This window comes from Serratia sp. 4542, from assembly GCF_016805595.1.
Taxonomy (GTDB): domain Bacteria; phylum Pseudomonadota; class Gammaproteobacteria; order Enterobacterales; family Enterobacteriaceae; genus Serratia; species Serratia nevei.
This window is the reverse complement of sequence record NZ_RXKV01000010.1, coordinates 195,200-213,313: the sequence shown is the minus strand read 5'-3', so window position 1 is coordinate 213,313 and position 18,114 is coordinate 195,200. Positions and strand designations below refer to the sequence as shown.

Genomic DNA, 18,114 nt, shown 5'->3' with positions numbered 1-18,114 from the left:
ATTAACTATTAGCACCGGCAACATTATTGTCAAGACGGGTCTATCAGCAATGCGCGCCCGGTAAAATAAAACAACACCGGCAGCGAAAAAGTTTAACCCATGAAACTTTTTGCGCTTATTTTCCCCGCCCGTCCGGCTGAATTTGCGGCAATGCGCTTAGCCGCTCAAACGCATAATCCCAAAAGGCACGCACCTTCAGCGGCATGCGCTGCGCCTGCTGTGCCACCAGCTGCACCGGCATCGGCAACGGTTCATGGTCCGCCAGCAGCCGCACCAGCGTACCGGCGGCCACATCGTCCGCCACCTGATACGAGAGCAGGCGGGCGATGCCTTTGCCGGCGCGCACCGCCAGCAGTTGCGCTTCCACATCGTTGAGCAACAGTCGGGGGGCCAAGCGCACCCGCTCGCCGTTTTCCTGCGGGCCGAAGCGCCATTCACGCAGCGACGGCCGCTGAGTGCCGACGATGGTGGCATGCTCCGCCAGCTGCGCCGGTGAGCGCGGCTCGCCGCAGCGCGCAAGGTAAGCCGGGCTGGCGACCGTCACCCGGCTGACCTGCCCCAGCCGCCGCGCCACGCGCGAAGAGTCCTGCAGATGGCCGATGCGCACCGCGATATCCAGCCCTTCGTCGATCAGATCGAGATTGCGATCGTTCAACACCATTTCGATCTGCATCTGCGGGTAGTCATCGAGAAACGCCATCACCACCGGCGCCACGTATCGGCGGCCGAACTGCACCGGCGAAGTGACGCGCAGCAAGCCACTCAGCTGCGCTTCGGCGGTATCCTGCACCACCGCCTGATAATCCTGCAGCAGCTGTTGCGCGCGCTCCAGCAACCGCACGCCCGCCTCGGTGGGCGCCAGCCGCCGGGTGGTACGTTCCACCAGCCGGGTGCCGAACCGCTGTTCCAGCGCGGCGATCGCCCGGGTGATCGCCGGCGCCGAACGCCGCAGTTTGCGCCCGGCGGCTGCCAGGCTGCCCTGCTGCACCACCGCCACGAAGATGGCCAACTCGTCTAACCGATCCATAGACTCTTCCGATAAGTGAAATTATCAATTTCCACATTGCCGGATTCCGCTCATTCACCGCAAGAGTATGCTGAAAAAAAACACTGAGGAGAAATGCCATGTCCACCATCACCCTCTACGGCACCCCGCTTTCCGGCCACGTTCACCGCGTGGCGTTGCTGCTGCGCATGCTGGCGCTGCCCTATGAATGGGTAGAGGCCTCGGCGGACGTGCGGCAGAGCGCGGCCTTTCGCCGGCTCAACCCGTTTGGCCAGATCCCGGTCTTGCAGGACGGCGATCTGACGCTGGCCGACAGCAACGCCATTCTGGTTTATCTGGCGAAACGCTATGCGCCGGACAGCCACTGGCTGCCTGAACAGCCGGCGGCGGCGGCGCGGGTGCAGGCCTGGCTTTCCAAAGCCGCCGGCGAAGTCCGCTACGGCCCGGCCTCCTGCCGATTGATCGCCCAGTTCGCGGTGCCGGAGGATTATCAGGCGGCGCGGGCAATCAGCGATCGTTTTCTGCCGCAGATGGAACAGCACCTGAGCGAGCGCGGCTATCTGGCCAGTGAACAGGCGACCATCGCCGATTTGGCCTGCTACAGCTATGTGGCGGTCGCGGCCGAAGGCGGCATTTCGCTGGCGCCTTACCCCGCCATACGGCGTTGGGTGGCGAGCATCGCGGCGCTTCCTGGCTTCTTCGCCATGCCGGCCCTGCCGGCACCGGCGGCGAGCTGACGCCATGATCCCGCAACGGTTCCACCCCGATGAGCTGCGCGCGCAGACGCTGGCCGGTTTCGATCGCGTAGGCGGAGGCATCTACCCCGCGATGCCAGATCAGCACCGTGCGTTTTTTGCCGCACTGCCCTACCTGTTCGTCGCCACGCTGGACGACCAGGGCTGGCCCATCGCCACCCTGTTCAGCGGCCCGCCCGGATTTTTACGCACGCCGGACGACACGCACCTGCGCATCAGCGCGCCGCGCCGCAGCGACGATCCCGCCCAGGCGCTGTTGCTGCCCGGCAAACCGGTCGGCGCGCTCGGGCTCGACTTCAGCAACCGGCGGCGCAACCGCGCCAACGGCACCGTCGGCCGCACCGACAAAAACCGGGTGGAGATCGTCGTTCACCAAAGCTTCGGCAACTGCCCGCAGTACATTCAGCGCCGCGAACTCTACCCGGTGGAGAGCCGGCCACAGCCGGTTGAGCATTTAGCGTCGCTCGATGCGGCGGCGCAGGCGCTGATCCGCACCGCAGACACCAGCTTCGTCGCCAGCGGTGCGCACCTGGAACTGACGCAGGGCGGCGTCGATATTTCCCATCGCGGCGGGCGCCCCGGCTTTATCCATCTGGAAGGCGACACGCTGTGGATGCCGGACTTTCGCGGCAACCGCTATATGAATACGTTGGGCAACCTGCTGGCCGAACCGCGGGCGGCGCTGCTGTTCATCGATTTCGATCGCGGCGACGTGCTGCACCTGCAAGGAAAAACGCAGATCCTCTGGCAGGCGCAAGGGGATCCCGGCGTTGAAGGGGCGGAACGCTATTGGCGGTTTGACGTTCACCGCGCCTGGCGTTTTGCGGCGGCGCTGCCGTGGCGGGGACGCGATCTGGAGTATTCACCGGCGACGCTGGCGACCGGAGTGTGGCACCGCTGAAATGAAAAGCCCCGCTGCGGCGGGGCTGAATCGGGAAATTACAGGCTGTGTTCGGCCGCCGCTGCGGCCTGATAAAGCTGACGAAAATAACTCAACCGCGCAAAGAACAGGCGGCTTTGCTGTTCCGACATATTGCCGGCCACCTGCCCGGCGTCAATCTGCCGCCCTTGCCATTCCATCAGGGCGATACTCGACGCCAAAAAATCCATTTCGCTGCCGTAGGCCGCGAGATGTCTGTCCACTGATCTCATCATTCGCACACTCCTTTTAATCACATCGAAAAGGGTCATATGCCTGCTCTTTCAGTATCGGCCCGACGGCGGATATTTTTTGTACAGAAGGTGCGCATGAAGAAAACGCTCATCTTGTCGCCACGCTGGCAAACGGCGACGGCAAAGTTTGCTAGGGTAAAGGGTAGCCGTATGGGATAGACCATTCTGTTGAACTCAGCAAAGGAAGAGACCAATGAGCACCAGCATCAGCGCTACCCTCAAGGACCCCACGCTGTTCCGCGAGGCCAATTACATCGACGGGCAATGGTTGCCGGCCAAAGCAGGCCACGCGATCGCCATCCATAACCCCGCCAACGGCGAGCTGGTTGGCCATGTGCCGGCCTTCGGTGCCGAAGAAACCGCACGCGCCATCGCCGCCGCCAAAAAAGCGCTGCCCGCCTGGCGTGCGCTGACCGCCAAAGAACGCGCCGGCAAACTGCGGCGGCTGTTTGAGCTGATGATGGAAAATCAGGAGGATCTGGCGCGCATCATGACGGCGGAACAGGGCAAACCGCTGGCTGAAAGCCGCGGTGAGATCGCCTATGCCGCCTCCTTTATCGAATGGTTCGCCGAGGAAAGCAAGCGGGTCTACGGCGACACCATTCCGCAGCCCCAGGCGGGCCGCCGCATCATCGTGCAGAAAGAGCCGATCGGCGTGTTCGCCGCCATCACCCCGTGGAACTTCCCGGCGGCGATGATCACCCGCAAAGCCGGCCCCGGCTGGGCCGCCGGCTGCACCGGGGTGATCCGCCCCGCCAGCCAGACCCCGTTCTCGGCGCTGGCGATCGCCGTGCTGGCGGAGCGCGCCGGGCTGCCCGCCGGGGTGTGCAACGTGATCACCGGCCCCAGCAAAGGCATCGGCGGCGAGCTCACCGCCAACCCGGACGTGCGTAAACTCTCCTTCACCGGCAGCACCGAAGTCGGCGCGCAGCTGCTGGCCCAGTGTGCGCCCACCATCAAGAAAACCAGTATGGAGCTGGGCGGCAACGCGCCGTTTATCGTGTTCGACGACGCCGATCTGGACGCCGCCGTGGCCGGCGCGGTCGCCTCGAAATACCGCAACGCCGGCCAGACCTGCGTCTGCACCAACCGTTTTCTGGTGCAGGACGGCGTGTACGACGCCTTCGCCGCCAAACTGAAAGCCGCCGTCGCCAAGCTGAAAGTCGGCAACGGCCTGGATGACGGCGTCACCATCGGCCCCTTGATTAACCCGGACGCGGTGGAGAAAGTGCGCGAGCATATCGCCGACGCCGTCGAGCACGGCGCCTCGGTGCTGCTGGGCGGCAAGCCTGACGCGCTGGGTGGCAATTTCTTCACCCCGACCATCCTGACCGACGTACCGCGCACGGCGAAAATCTTCCGCGAGGAAACGTTCGGCCCGGTGGCGCCCCTGATCCGCTTCAACCAGGAAGCGGAAGCCATCGAACTGGCCAACGACACGCCGTTCGGCCTGGCCGCTTACTTCTACAGCCGCGACATCGGCCGGGTGATGCGCGTGGCCGAAGCGCTGGAGTACGGCATCGTCGGCATCAACGAAGGGCTGATTTCCACCGAGGTGGCGCCGTTCGGCGGCATGAAGCACTCCGGTTTGGGCCGCGAAGGCTCAAAATACGGCATCGAGGACTATCTCGAGATCAAATACCTGTGCCTTGGCGGTTTGGGCGCTTGATGCGATCGGCCTCCGCGTCTGCGGGGGCCCTGTCTGGCGGATCCGGGAAGCCTTTGCTACCTTTAGGCCTCTCGTTCGAACGGTTAAAAGGAATTTCCAGTATGCAACCTCTCGTGGTACAGCTACCCGGCTTTTACGTCGCCGGCCAAACGGTCAGAACCACCAATCAGGACGAAACCCAGCCCGAGACGGCAAAAATCCCGGCGCTGTGGTCAGACTTTTTCGCCACCTCGCCCGCCACGCCGGTCTATGTGGTCTACTCCAACTACGCCTCCGACGCCGGCGGGCCGTTTGACGTCACCGCCGGCAGCGCGGCAGAGAGCGGTTTGCACATCCAACCCGGCCGCTATCTGGTGTTCCAGGCCCGTGGCGCCATGCCGGCGGCGGTTATCGCAGGCTGGCAAGCCATCTGGGCCTACTTCGAGCAACACCCGGAAATCGAACGCCGCTTCCTGACCGACTTCGAAGCCTATACCGGCCTCGAGGCGGTCGATATCCATATCGGCTGCCGCTAACGTAACAGTGAGATCGACGATGATCACCTTCTCCCCTGCCATTCCGATCCTGCGCATTTTTGCGGTCGACAAGGCCAAAGAGTTTTATCTGGACTTTCTCGGCTTCACGCTGGAGTGGGAGCACCGTTTCAGCGAAGATCTGCCGCTGTACATGCAGGTGAGCCGCGCCGGATTGACGCTGCACCTGAGCGAACACTATGGCGACAGCACGCCCGGCGCCGCTATTTTCATCCCGGTGCACGATATCGACGCGCTGCACCGGGAGCTCACGGCCAAAAACTACCGCTATGCCCGGCCGGGGTTGGAGGTTGTCGACTGGGGCAAAGAGCTGAACCTGACCGATCCGTTCGGCAACCGCCTGCGGTTTTGCGAGCAGAGCCACGAGGCCTGAGCGGCCTTATTGCCGGTACTCCGCCTCGCTGACCGGCTCCAGCCAGGTCACCGGACTGCCGTCCACCGCTTCGGCGATGGCGATATGGGTCATGGCGGTGTCCGGCGTCGCGCCGTGCCAGTGTTTGACGCCTGCCGGGATCCAGACGATATCGCCGGGGTGCATTTCCTGCGTGGTCTCGCCCCACATTTGGATCCACCCGCGCCCCTGGGTGACGATCAGCGTCTGGCCGAGCGGATGGGTATGCCAGGCCGTGCGGGCGCCGGGTTCAAAGGTGACGGTCGCGCCGCCCACCCTGGCCGGCGCGCCACCGGCGAACGGCGCGTCGATGCGTACCTGCCCGGTAAAATATTCTGCCGAACCGCGCTGTGAAGGGATCGAACCGCTGCGTTGTATTTTCATCTGTTGTGTCCTCCGCGCCGGCTCTCACCGCCGGTGCTGATCGTCATGAGTCAGTGATGCCAAGATAGCGCCATGCTTTTCCGGCGACTAGCGGGTAAAATGCGCAAGGAGCTATGAGCTCAATTCATAAATCTACGCGCGACAGTGCGCTCACCTTCCTCTTCGGTGCCGGTATGTTGAAAGAAAACTTTAACGATCTGATCGCTTTCCTGATGGTGGCCAGGGAGCGCAGCTTCACCAAAGCGGCGGCGCAGCTTGGGGTTTCCCAATCGGCGCTCAGCCACGCCATTCGCGGGCTGGAAGAGCGCCTGGCGCTGCGTTTGCTCACGCGCACCACCCGCAGCGTCGCCCCCACCGAGGCCGGTGAGCGGCTGCTCAACAGCATCGGCCCGCGCTTGGCGGAGATTGAAAGCGAGCTGAACGCGCTGGGTGAAATGCGCGATCGGCCCGCCGGCAACATCCGCATCACCGCCGGCGAACACGCGGTGGATGCGGTGCTGTGGCCGGTGCTGCGCACTTTTCTCGTCGATTACCCGGATATCAACGTGGAAATCACCGTCGACAACAGCCTGACCGACATCGTCGCCGGGCGTTTCGACGCCGGCATCCGGCTGGGAGAACAGGTGGCGAAGGACATGGTCGCGGTGCGCATCGGGCCGAACATGCGTATGGTGCCCGTCGCCTCCCCTGACTATTTCTCCCGTTACGGCCTCCCTGCCACGCCGCAAGCGCTGCAAAACCATCGCTGCATCAATATGCGGCTCCCCACCCTCGGCGGGCTGTATGCCTGGGAATTTGCCCGCGATGGCCGGGAGATCAAAGTGCGGGTGGAGGGGCAACTGACCTTCAACAGCCTGCGCCAGCGGATCGACGCCGCGCAGCTCGGCCTCGGCATCGCCTTCGTGCCGGAAGATACCGTCGCCGAGCCGCTGGCCGACGGCCGGCTGCAGATGGCGCTGGACGACTGGTGCCCGCCGTTTCCCGGCTATTACCTCTATTATCCGAGCCGCAGGCAGCACACCACCGCCTTTGCGCTGCTGATTGAGGCGCTGCGGCGCGGGGCTTAACGCCCGACGTTTTTCTGCAGATGCGCCGGGTAGCGATCGCCGATCACGTCGATCGCGCAGAGCGCGCGCTCAATCTCGCCCAGTTCGTCCGCTGCCAACGCGACCGCCGCCGCCGCGAGGTTTTCTTCCAGCCGATGACGCTTGGTGGTTCCCGGGATCGGCACGATCCACGGTTGCTGCGCCAGCAGCCAGGCCAGAGCGATCTGCGCCGGCGTCACGCCCTTGCGCTGCGCTATCTGCCCCAGCACATCCACCAGCGCCTGGTTGGCCCGGCGCGCCTCGGCGCTGAAGCGCGGCACCACGTTGCGAAAATCGCCGCTGTCGAAAGTGGTGTTCTCGGTAATGGCGCCGGTGAGAAAGCCCTTGCCGAGCGGGCTGAACGGCACCAGACCGATGCCCAGCTCTGCCAGCGTCGGCAAGATTTCACGCTCCGGCTCGCGCCACCACAGCGAATATTCGCTTTGCAGCGCCGTGACCGGCTGCACCGCGTGAGCTCGCCGAATGGTTTGCGCACCGGCTTCCGACAGGCCGAAATACTTTACTTTCCCTTCGCGAATCAGTTGCTGCACCGTACCGGCCACCTCCTCGATAGGCACCTCGGGATCGACGCGGTGCTGATACAACAAATCGATCGTCTCTATCCGCAAGCGCTTCAGCGAACCCTCCACCGCCCGGCGAATATGCTCCGGACGGCTGTTCAACACCTGTTGCCCCGCCGGCTGCGGCAGATCGAAACCGAATTTGGTGGCGATGACGACCCGATCGCGCACCGGCGCCAGCGCTTCGCCCAGCAGCTCCTCGTTCGTGAACGGACCATAAATCTCGGCGGTATCGAAGAGCGTCACCCCCTCGTCAACCGCGGCGCGGATCAGTTCGATCGCCTGCCGTTTGTCGGTGGCCGGGACGTAGCCAAAACTCAGCCCCATGCAGCCCAACCCCAACGCCGATACTTCCAGCCCTTCGCGCCCCAACTTGCGTGTTTGCATCTTCACTCTCCCGCTGATTGATACCGGCCCCGCCTGGCGCGGAGCCGCTCCGGTGTGGTGACTGTAAAACGCAACCGCCGCCATGACTATGGGGCGAAATACGCTTGGGCTTATGAGCCAGGCTCATGAATCAGAGACTCTCGTTAAGCGCTTGCCCGATCTTCGCCTCACACAGCAGGATGTTGTGGTGATGACAAGCCAGCGGGATAACCTGCAGCCGCTCGCAGGCGGCGCCAAGCCCATTATCTTCCACCGCCAGCAGCGGCGCCGTGACCGCTTCCGGCAACTGCGGGTTACCCTCCATCGCCTTGAACAACGTCACCTTCGTGGTTTGCAGCCTGCGGCTCAGACTCCCCTCAGACAGCCGTCGCTCCGCCTGCCCTGCGGCCATGGCGCGTGTCGCCGCCTCGCCCTCGATGCCCAACGCCGGCAACAGCTGCTCCAAAGGCAACTCCGCCGTGGCCTGCCGGTAGAAGCTGTCCAGCAGATACAGTTGCACGTTACGGCAGCCGCGCGCCTCCAGCCGGGCGGCAATCTCCAGCGCGATGATGCCCCCCAGCGACCAACCGAGAATGCGCACCGGCCCGGCGCCTTGCAGCAGGCCGGCGGCGATCATGTCGTTCAGATACCGTTCGGCCAGATCGCCGAGCGAGTCGATGGCCGGTTGATGGTAAAGGTTATGGTTGTCGACGCCGTAACAGTTGAATCGCCCCTGCAACGGCTGAGCGAAAGCGTGAAACGCTTCCGCCCCCACCAGCGCCGGGTGGATCATCCATACGACGGGCGCGCCCTCTGCCCAACGGTTAAGCGGCAAGACCAGGCGGCGTTCGTTGGCGGCCAGCAGGTTTTTCAGGGTGCGGCTTTGCAACAGCTGCACCACCGGCACCGGCGCGGCCATCAGTTCCCCCATGCCGACACACAGGGAAATGGCCTTGATCGAGGTGCCGCCCAGCAGGAAGAAATCGTCCGTCATGCCGACCTGCCCGCACTGCAGCGCCGCCTGCCACAGCGCGCACAGCTGCTGTTCCAGCTCGTTCGCGGGAGCGACATAGGCCTGCGGTTCGCTCGCCGCCGGCGCAGGCAACGCCTTGCGATCCAGTTTGCCGCTGGAGTTATATGGCAGAGCGTCCAGCCGCATCAGCGCCGCAGGCAGCATGTACAACGGCAGTTGCCCGCTCATAAAGGCCAGCAGCGCCGATTCATCCAGCGGCGCCTCGCTGACGTAATACAGCGCCAGGCGCTGCCGATGCGCCTCCGACAGCACGACCGCGCAGCAGGATTTGATCGCGCCGAACGCCAGCGCACATTGCTCGACCTCTCCCAGCTCAACGCGGTAGCCGTTGATTTTCACCTGAAAATCCATACGGCCGAGGAACTCCAGGTTGCCGTCCGGCAAATAGCGGCCGGCGTCGCCGGTGCGATAAAGCCGCTCCCCCAGTTCCGGATGGTAGATGAACTTCTCTTCGGTCAGCGACGGATTGCGGTAATAGCCGCGCGCCACGCCGGCCCCACCGATGTATTGCTCTCCCGGCAAGCAAGGCGGCAGTACGCGCTGATGGCGATCCAGCACGTAAAAGCGCTGATGCGCCATCGCCTGGCCGTAAGGCACGCTGGGCGCCAGGATCGGCGTTTCCGGGATGTCGTACAGGATCGACCAAATGGAGCTCTCGGTCGCGCCCCCGGCGCTGACGATCCGGCACCCTGGCCGCCATTGGCGAATACGCGCCGGCAGTTGGCGGGAGATCACCTCGCCCACCAGCACCACATTGCGCAGCTGCGGCCACTGCGCCTGCGACGCGGCGGACTCCAACTGCTCCACCAGCAGCGTCATCACTGAAGGCGCGGAATTCCAGAAGGTTACGCCCTGGGTCATCAACAGCCGATGCCAGGCCTCAGGCTGGTAGCGTTCGGTTTCGGACGGCATCACTATGGCGCCCCCCACCGACAGCAGGCCGAAAATATCGAACACCGAAATGTCGAAACTCAACGCGCTGAGCGCCAACCCGCGATCGTCCGCGCCGAGTTCCAGCTGGTGCAACGTATCGATGATGCTGTTCACCGCGCCGCGATGTTCTATCGCCACCCCTTTCGGCGCGCCGGTAGAGCCGGAGGTGAAGATCACATAGGCCAGCGCGGAAGGTGCCGGCAAAACAGCCTCGCCCGGCGGAGCCGGCGGCAACTCCATGACGGCCCCCTGCGGATCGATCGTCAACAGCCTGGCCTCACCGCTGGCCCCCCACTCCCGGCTGCTCAGAATCACCCGGGTCTGCGACTGCGCGACGATATCCAGGCGGCGGCGTTCCGGCCAGGCGCCGTCCAGCGGCAAATAGGCCTTGCCGGCCATCAGGATCGCCAGCACTGCAATGATTTGCGCCCGCCCTTTGTCCACCATCACTGCGATGGTCTCGGCGCGCATGTCCGCGTGCTCACGCAGCTGCAACGACAACGTCAGCGCCCGCCGATACAGCTCACCGTAGCTCAGCTCGCCCCATTCATCGACGATTGCCACCCGCTGCGGCTCGCGCTCAGCCTGGCGGATGAAGTCATGATGGATGGCGCGTTCGAAATCGTAGGCCGGCGGACAGGATTGATGGAAGGCGCGCTGCCGCGCCATTTCACTCTCCGAGATCAGCGCCAATTGGCTGACGCGCTGCTCCCCGTGATTGACGATCTGCGTGAGGATCGTCAGATAATACTCCCCCAGCAGCGCCAGCGTAGCCGGTGCAAACAAGGCGGTGGCATAGTTGAAGATCGCCCGCCCGCCCTGCGGCGCCGACTGGATGCTCAGCGTCAAATCGAATTTGGCCGCCTGGTAGTGCGCCAGCAGATCCTGCGGCGCCAGCCAGGCCGGCGCGGCCCCCGCCTCCTCCAGCGCGAACAGCGCCTGGAACAGCGGATGGCGCGACAGATCGCGCGGCACCTGCAGCAGTTCGATCAGCTGATCCAACGGCAAATTCTGATACCGCTGCGCCTGCAGCACGCCGTCAAAGACGCGATGCACATAATCGTTCAGCGACGCCGCATCGTCTATTTGCGAGCGCAGCGGCAGCGTGTTGACGAAGAATCCGATCGCTGAGCGGGTCTCTGCCGCCGGTCGGTTGGCAACCGGCGTACCGACCAGAATGTCTTGCTGGCCGCTGAAGTAACCGAGCAGCAAATTAAAGGCCGCAAGATACAGCGCAAACGGCGTGACGCCCTGCTGCCGGGCGAACTGCGCCGCCTGCGCCACCAGCGCCTCCGGCAGCGCGATGACGTGGTTGGCGCCACGATGATCGAAGCGAGCCGGCCGCACGAAATCGAGCGGCATTTCCAGCGCCTGCCACCCCGCCAGGGCTTGGCGCCAATAGGCTTTCGCCTCATCCGCCTGAACGGAATCCAGCCAGCGCCGCTGCCAGACGGCATAGTCGCCATAGTGCAACGGCAACGCCGCCAGCCCGGCCTCTCGCCCTTGCCGCTGCGCCTGATACAGCACGTCCAGCTCCTGCAGCAGCACCGGCTGCGACCAGCCGTCAAACGCCAGGTGATGCACCAGAATCAGGCTGTAATTCACCCACCCACCATCCGGCTGCGCCACCCGGTAAACGGCCGCCCTGATCGGCAATTCCGCCCCCAGCGCGAACGGCCTGTCGATATCCTGCCGCAGCCTGTCCGGCCAGTGCGCCGCCTCCAGCGTCACGCGCTCCAGCGAAAGCGTCAGTTCACAGGCTCGGGATACGGCTCTTTGGGATGGCATCTGGACAATCAGGCTGTGTAAAACCTGATGTCGGGCGACGACCGCCTGTAAACTGCGCTCGTAAGCCGCCAGACACACCTCGTCGCCGAGACGGAACAGCATCGGCACATGGTAAAGATTGCCGCCGCCGTTCAGATTCTCGATAAACCACAGCTGCAGCTGTGAAGAAGAGAGCGGATACTCGCGTTGCCGCAGCGGCGGGATCGACACCGGCGCGGCGCCCTGCTCCTGTTGCTGCAACACGCGACACAGCGAACGGATCGTCGGGAACCGCCCCAGCTCGCTCAGCGTTACCTCACGCGCCAGCCGCCGGCCGATCTGATAACAGGCCTGAATAGCCAGAAGAGAGTTGCCCCCCAGCGAGAAGAAGTTGTCCTCCACGCCGATATCCTGCCGCTGCAGCAAATCGCGCCACACCGCCAGACAGGCGTTCTCCCATTCGCCCTGCGCCGCGACGAACTCACGCACCGCCCTTTCCGGCTGCGGCAAGGCCTGTCGGGCTATCTTGCCGTTTTCGGTCAGCGGCAGCTGCGCCAGCTGCATCAGCGCCTGCGGCACCATGTACGGAGGCAGTTGGCTGCTCAAGTGCTGAGCCAGCGCCTGGGGGGCGATCGTCTCATCGGCAACGTAGTACGCGGCCAGGCAGGGCTGCGGTTGCGTGACGAGCACGCAGCAACAGGCGGTCACGCCCGGATAGGCGAGCACCGCATGTTCTATCTCCCCCAGCTCGATGCGATAGCCGTTCAGCTTGATCTGCTGATCGAGACGCCCCATGAACTCCACGTTGCCATCCTCCAGCCATCGGCCCGCGTCGCCGGTGCGGTACACCCGCTCCTGCAGCTCGTCATGCCAGAAAAAACTCTCGGCGGTGCGTTGCGGATCGCCGTAATACCCGCGCGCCAGGCCCTCACCCGCCAGATAGATTTCCCCTCGCACCCCCGGTGCGGCGGGCCGTCGCCCGGCGTCCAGGATATAGCAACGCTGGTGCGGCAACGGTTTGCCGTAAGGAATGCTGACCGACCGAATGTTCTGACCGCGCGGGACCTCGTACAGCATGGTGAAGATCGCCGCCTCCGTCGCGCCGCCGGCGCTGCAAAAACGGCCGTGCGGCGCCCAGGCCAGGCAGCGTTCCGGCAGCGAGGTGGCGATCCAATCGCCCCCCACCATCACCGCCCGCAGCGCCGGTGCCGGCCCTGCCGTTAACCCCGCGCCGTTCACGTAATCCAGCAACAGCTCCATCAGCGCCGGTGCGCTCAGCCATTGCGTCACCCGATGGGCCATCATCAATTGATACCAGGCCTGCGGATTGCTCCTGTCCCGCTCGGCCGGCATCACGACCGCACCGCCGGCGCTCAGCGGGCTGAAAATGTCGAAGATCGCCAGATCGAAGCTCAACGCGCTGAGGGCCAGGCTGCGATCCCGCTCGTTGAGGCCGAAATACCGCCGCACGCCCTCCAGCATGTTCACCGCGCTGCGATGTTCGATCGCCACGCCCTTCGGTGTGCCGGTCGATCCTGAGGTGAAAATGATATAGGCCAGGCTGTCAGGCCCGGCATCCAGCGCTGGCAGGCGCTGTTCCGGCAGCGGCAGCTGCGCCGCCAGCCCTGCGGCATTCAGTTCGATCAGGTTGATCTCGGCGCAGGCCCAGGGCGCATCGCTGAGCAGCGTATTGATGCCGGCCTGCGCCATCACTTTCAGCCGCCGCTGCGGTGGCCATGCCGCCTCCATCGGCAAGAACGCCTTACCGCACATCAGCGCCGCCAGCAGGGCTACCGGCTGCCGGCGCCCTTTGTCGGCGATGACGGCGATGGCGTCGCCGGTCACCCGTCCTTGCACGCGCAGCTGAGTGGCCAGCGTCAACGCAGCCTCGTGCAGCTCACCGTAAGTCATCTCCCCCTGCTCGTCGACAACCGCCACGGCCTGCGGATTGCGCCGCGCATGCTGCACGAAATCCTGTTGCAGGCTGCGTTCAAACGCATAGCCGAAGGGGGATCCGGCCGGTAGCGCCTGGCTTTGCGGTTGCAAGCGGATGTTTTCCAGCGGCCAGTCGTCGTGGTGAGCCATCTGCTGCAATACGGCGAGATAGTAACCGGCCAGCCGATCCATCGACGCCTTGCTGAACAACGCCGAAGCGAAGTTGAAGCGCGCACGCATCTGCTCGCCCTGCGGCGTCAGCGTGAGCGTCAGGTCGAACTTGGCGGTGCGCTCATAAGCGCTCAGATCGACCACCGACAGCCAGTCCGGGCGCGCCTGCGCGCCGCCCTCGCTCTCCAGCGCGAACATGACCTGGAACAGCGGATGGCGAGAAAAATCGCGCGGCAGCGCCAGATCGTCCACCAGCGCTTCCAGCGACAGCGTCTGATGCTGCTGCGCCTGCAGCGTCGTGGCCGCCACCTGCCGCACAAACTCGGCGACGCGATGACGCGGATCGAGCCGCCGGCGTAAAGGCAGCGTATTGACGAAGAACCCAATCAGATTCTCCAGTTCGGGGCGGTTGCGGTTCGCCAGCGGCGTACCGACCATGACATCGTTCTGGCCGCTGTAGCGGGACAACAGCAGCATGAACCCCGCCAGCATCACCGCATGCAGCGTCACCCCCTCTCTGCGCGCCAGCGCATCCAGCGCCTTCACCAGCGCCGCCGGCAACGGTACTTCGCTGTTGTCACCGCGCTCGTCGAAGACCGCCGGCCGCAAAAAGTCCAACGGCAGATCGAGTTGCTGGCAACCTGCCAGCGCTTGCCGCCAAAAGGCCAATTCATCCGCCCGGCGCTGCACATTTTCCGGCGCTTGTTGCCAGCACGCATAGTCGAGGTATTGCAACGCCGGCTCTGTCGCCTCACGCCACGTCCCGCGATAGCGCGCGTCCAATTCCTGCAGCAGCACCTCAAGCGACCAGCCGTCAAAGACGATGTGATGGAACACCAACAGGCACACGGTCGTTTCCCGCTCCGCCGCATCGCGGTAACGGTAGCGCGTGGCGCGCAGCGGCAGCTCGCGCGTCAAATCCATCGGCTGGCTGCAGGCTTGCGCCAGCGCAGCGTCAAATTCATCGGCGCTCAGCGTCAGCAAAGGTACCGGCAGCACGGTGTCGCTGACCCACTGACTGGCTTCGCCCCGGTCATTCTGGCGGATCAGGCTGCGCAAGATCTGGTGGCGCTCGACGATCGCCTGCAGACACGCCGCAAAGCGTTCGTCATCGACATCCGGCGGCAGCCGCAGCAGCACCGGCGACAGATAATGCGTGGCATTCACCGACAGTTGCTGAACAAACCACAGCCGCGACTGCTGAAGCGACAGCGGCGCCTCCCGCAGCCCGCCGGAGAGGATCGGCAGCTCATCCGGCGGCGCCTGCCGTTGGGCGGCGATGTGCTCGCTCAATGCGGCCACCGTCGGATGCTGATTCAACGTCAGTACCGAGATCTTTGCCCCCGGCAGTTTATTCACTTCGTGGCACAGCCTGATGGCCATAATGGAGTTGCCGCCGAGGCGGAAGAAGTTGTCGTCCACGCCAACATCGCCCCCCAGCAGCCGGTTGAACAGCGCCGACAGACGGGTCTCCAGCGGCGTGCCCGGCCGGCGAAACGCCGTTTGCGGCTCGACCGGCAGCGGTTCCGGCAATGCCCGGTAATCGACCTTGCGGCTCACCGTCAGCGGCAGCGCCGCCAGCGCCCGCATCGCCGAAGGCAACATGTAGTGCGGCAGCTGCGCCGCCAGGCGTTGCAAGATGTCGCCGGCCTCCGGCTCCGCGCCAGCTTGCGGCACATACCAGGCCGCCAGCTGATCCGTAGTGCCGGGACGCAGACTTACCACCGCCTCGGCCACCTCAGGCAGCGCACGCAGCTGCATTTCTATTTCGCCCAATTCGATGCGATAGCCGTTGATCTTGATTTGCTGATCGTGCCGCCCGAGATACTCCAGACCGCCGTCGGCCAAGCGCCGCACTCTGTCACCGGTGCGATACAGGCGCCGGTACGGTTCCCGCAGTTCAAATGGGTTGGCGACGAACGTGGACGCCGTCAGCGCCGGCAGGTTCAGGTATCCCCGCGCCAACCCCACGCCGGCCAGGCACAGCTCGCCTTCTACGCCCAACGGTAACAAATTATCTTTCTCGTCAATCACATAACAACGCATATTGGCGATAGCGTGGCCGATATTGCGCGCGCCGTTGCGGCGATAGATATTCAGGCTGGCGCTGACCGAGGCTTCGGTCGGGCCATACATGTTGGCGACCTGCATGCCGCTGGCCAGGTAATGGTCGAGCGCTTCCTGCGCGGTCGCCTCACCGCCGGTCGCGAGATAGCGCACCGAAGCCGGAAGTTCAGGCAAGGTGCCAAGCAGCGCCGGCGGCAGGAAGCAGGCCTCGATGCCCCAGGCCGCCATCTGTTCGCACAACTGCGCCGGATCCCGCCGCTGCGCTTCGCTCGCGATGAACAGCCGGTGACCATTGTCCAGAGCCACGAACACTTCGAAGACGTGCGCGTCAAACACCAGCGACGCGAACTGCAGGCAGTTGAGCGCATCCGGCTCATTGCACAACAAACGCTGCGTGTGGCCCCGCACCATATTGGCCGCGCCCCGGTGCTCGCACAGCGTGCCTTTTGGCCGCCCGGAAGTGCCGGAGGTGTAAATCACGTAGGCCAACTGCCGGGCGTCCACACTCGGCAAGGCTGCGGCATCCGCGTCGGCGAGCGGTTCATCTGCCGACAGGCAAAGACCGCCTGGCGCCAATCGCTGCGCCGCAGCCTGCAACGCGTTTTCGGTCAAGACGATCGGGCTGTTGACCTCTTGCAGGATATAATCCAGCCGCTGTGCCGGCGCGGCGGGATCCAGCGGCACATAGGCACCGCCCGCCTTCATGATGGCCAGCATCGCCACCACCGCCTCCGCGCTGCGCTGCAGATACAGCGGGATCAGCGTCTCCGGCGGCATGGCCACGCCGCACAGCCGTTGATACTCCGCCCGCAGCCGCAGCGCCAGACGATCGCTGCGCTGCGCCAGCTGGCGGTAGCTGAGCGATCCTTTGGCATCGGTCACGGCGACGCGATCCGGGTGACGGCGCGCCTGTCTGGCCACGCCCTCGAGCAGCGTCGCTTCCGCATCGGCCGTTGCCGGCCCGCTCTCCCAGCCGTCGCGGCAGCGTAAAACCTGCTGCGCCGTCAGCTGCGGCCAAGCGGCAATCGGCGCGTCCGGTTCGGTTAACGCGCGCTGCAACAGCCAGAGATACTGCTCCGCCATCTCCGTCATTTGGGTCGCGTCGAACAGATCGGGGCGGTAGCGCAGACGAAACTCAAAGGCCTGCTCGGTAGGCTGATACTCCAGCAGCAGTTCCGAACCGGCCAAATCGACGTTGAAGCGATGATTGACGCCGATGCGACAACCGTCGAGCGCCAGCGGCGCATCTTTCAGGTAAGCTTGGGTAAAGTTGACGTTCAGCTGACGCACCGGGCTGAGGCTCAGCATGTCATAAACCGGCAACTGGCTGTGCCGCAGCTTGCCTGCCGCCTTGAGCGCTTTGCTGTAGGCCAGCGTCGCGCGGTACAGCTGATTGAACGTGGCCCCCGGGGCGAGGGTCAAGGGGAACACGGCGGTATTGACCTGTGCGCCGAAGAACAGCGCCTCGCCGCCCTCCGGCGCGACGGGATAACCGATATGCACCGTTTCCTGCGCGGATTGCCGGGCGATCAGCAACGCCCACAGCGTTTTGAATATCAGGAAAGGATTGGCATACCTGACGCCGGATTTCAGCGCCTGCCACTCGGCGAACGGTAACCTAAAGCGCACTTCACCGGCACCGGGCGCTTCGGGGGCTGCGCCGGGAAGATAAGGCAACGCCACGCGCGGAGCGCATTCAGCCAGCATGTTGCCCCAGAATGACGCAGAGCCGAACTCGTGCTTCAGCGTCGCGACATCCGCCTCATAACGCTCGTACAATGTGCAGATGTCCGTTTCATCCGCCTGCGGCGGCGCCACCGCCGCGCCGCGATTGTAATAGGCAGAAACGGCGCTGTAGAACTCCTGCCCCGACAGGCCGTCGATCAGGATGTGATGAACGACAATGATCAGGTTATAGCGCTGAGGGGCCAGCTCAATCAGGTAGAAGCGGCACAGCGGTCCTTCCCGGAGATCGAACGGCGTGTTGATTAACTTACCGACATCACAATCGGCATCGAGCGTTTCCAACGCAATTTTTTTCGCCGTCTTTACCCAGCGCAGTGGCGAGGAACTGTCATCCAAAACGTGGTGAAACAGAATATAGTCCCGGCAAACCCCGTCGATCGCCGCGCGCAATCGTCCGACGTCCAGCTCTCCCTCAATCGTCTGATCCAGCACCAGGTTGTACTCGCAGGAGTGTGGATTGAGCACGTACTCATTCCAAAACGTGTGGGTATAAGGTGAAGCGATGAGCACGTTCATAAA

Annotated in this window: 11 protein-coding genes; 6 read left to right on the top strand and 5 right to left on the bottom strand. The window is 64.2% G+C overall.

Annotation, left to right across the window (positions count from 1 at the left end; translation table 11 throughout):
- Nucleotides 1-115 precede the first annotated feature (115 nt).
- Entirely contained in the window at nt 116-1,027 is a 912-nt protein-coding gene (locus tag EKL15_RS13190; protein WP_047730355.1) for a LysR family transcriptional regulator, read from the bottom strand.
- 98 nt (nt 1,028-1,125) lie between these two features.
- Between EKL15_RS13190 and EKL15_RS13185 the strand changes: the two genes are divergently transcribed.
- Both EKL15_RS13185 and EKL15_RS13180 read left to right on the top strand, forming a co-directional pair.
- Nucleotides 1,126-1,743 (top strand): glutathione S-transferase family protein, encoded by a 618-nt coding sequence (locus tag EKL15_RS13185; protein ID WP_060439647.1) that lies wholly within the window; start codon nt 1,126-1,128, stop codon nt 1,741-1,743.
- A gap of 4 nt (nt 1,744-1,747) precedes the next feature.
- A complete protein-coding gene (locus EKL15_RS13180; RefSeq protein WP_060439645.1) occupies nt 1,748-2,662 on the top strand; it encodes a pyridoxamine 5'-phosphate oxidase family protein in 915 nt (304 codons plus the stop codon).
- A 38-nt stretch (nt 2,663-2,700) separates the two neighbouring features.
- On the opposite strand, the gene EKL15_RS13175 is transcribed toward EKL15_RS13180, so the two are convergent.
- Nucleotides 2,701-2,916 carry a glycogen synthesis protein gene (locus EKL15_RS13175; protein WP_087763118.1) on the bottom strand — a complete coding sequence of 72 codons (216 nt, stop codon included), beginning with the start codon at nt 2,914-2,916 and terminating at the stop codon, nt 2,701-2,703.
- 211 nt (nt 2,917-3,127) lie between these two features.
- Between EKL15_RS13175 and gabD the strand changes: the two genes are divergently transcribed.
- The 3 genes from gabD to EKL15_RS13160 all read left to right on the top strand — a co-directional run bounded on the left by gabD (nt 3,128) and on the right by EKL15_RS13160 (nt 5,509).
- Complete coding sequence (gene gabD, locus EKL15_RS13170; protein WP_087763119.1) at nt 3,128-4,603, top strand: NADP-dependent succinate-semialdehyde dehydrogenase; 1,476 nt, start codon at nt 3,128-3,130, stop codon at nt 4,601-4,603.
- A gap of 101 nt (nt 4,604-4,704) precedes the next feature.
- A complete protein-coding gene (locus EKL15_RS13165; RefSeq protein ID WP_203089725.1) occupies nt 4,705-5,118 on the top strand; it encodes a GyrI-like domain-containing protein in 414 nt (137 codons plus the stop codon).
- 22 nt (nt 5,119-5,140) lie between these two features.
- Nucleotides 5,141-5,509, top strand: coding sequence for a glyoxalase superfamily protein (locus tag EKL15_RS13160; RefSeq protein ID WP_164550840.1), 369 nt, complete (start codon nt 5,141-5,143; stop codon nt 5,507-5,509).
- Between the two features lie 6 nt (nt 5,510-5,515).
- Here EKL15_RS13160 and EKL15_RS13155 read toward each other — a convergent pair whose 3' ends face one another.
- Nucleotides 5,516-5,911 (bottom strand): cupin domain-containing protein, encoded by a 396-nt coding sequence (locus EKL15_RS13155; protein ID WP_203089706.1) that lies wholly within the window; start codon nt 5,909-5,911, stop codon nt 5,516-5,518.
- Nucleotides 5,912-6,084: 173 nt separating this feature from the next.
- Here EKL15_RS13155 and EKL15_RS13150 point away from each other — a divergent pair, with 173 nt between their 5' ends.
- Nucleotides 6,085-6,978, top strand: coding sequence for a LysR family transcriptional regulator (locus tag EKL15_RS13150; protein WP_203090071.1), 894 nt, complete (start codon nt 6,085-6,087; stop codon nt 6,976-6,978).
- Here EKL15_RS13150 and EKL15_RS13145 read toward each other — a convergent pair.
- Both EKL15_RS13145 and EKL15_RS13140 read right to left on the bottom strand, forming a co-directional pair.
- The gene (locus EKL15_RS13145; RefSeq protein WP_203089703.1) at nt 6,975-7,964 is read right to left on the bottom strand and encodes an aldo/keto reductase; all 990 of its coding nucleotides are present in this window, start codon (nt 7,962-7,964) and stop codon (nt 6,975-6,977) included. The two genes, EKL15_RS13150 and EKL15_RS13145, sit on opposite strands and share 4 nt — an antisense overlap.
- Nucleotides 7,965-8,094: 130 nt before the next feature.
- A complete protein-coding gene (locus tag EKL15_RS13140; protein ID WP_203089700.1) occupies nt 8,095-18,111 on the bottom strand; it encodes a non-ribosomal peptide synthetase in 10,017 nt (3,338 codons plus the stop codon).
- Nucleotides 18,112-18,114: the final 3 nt, after the last annotated feature.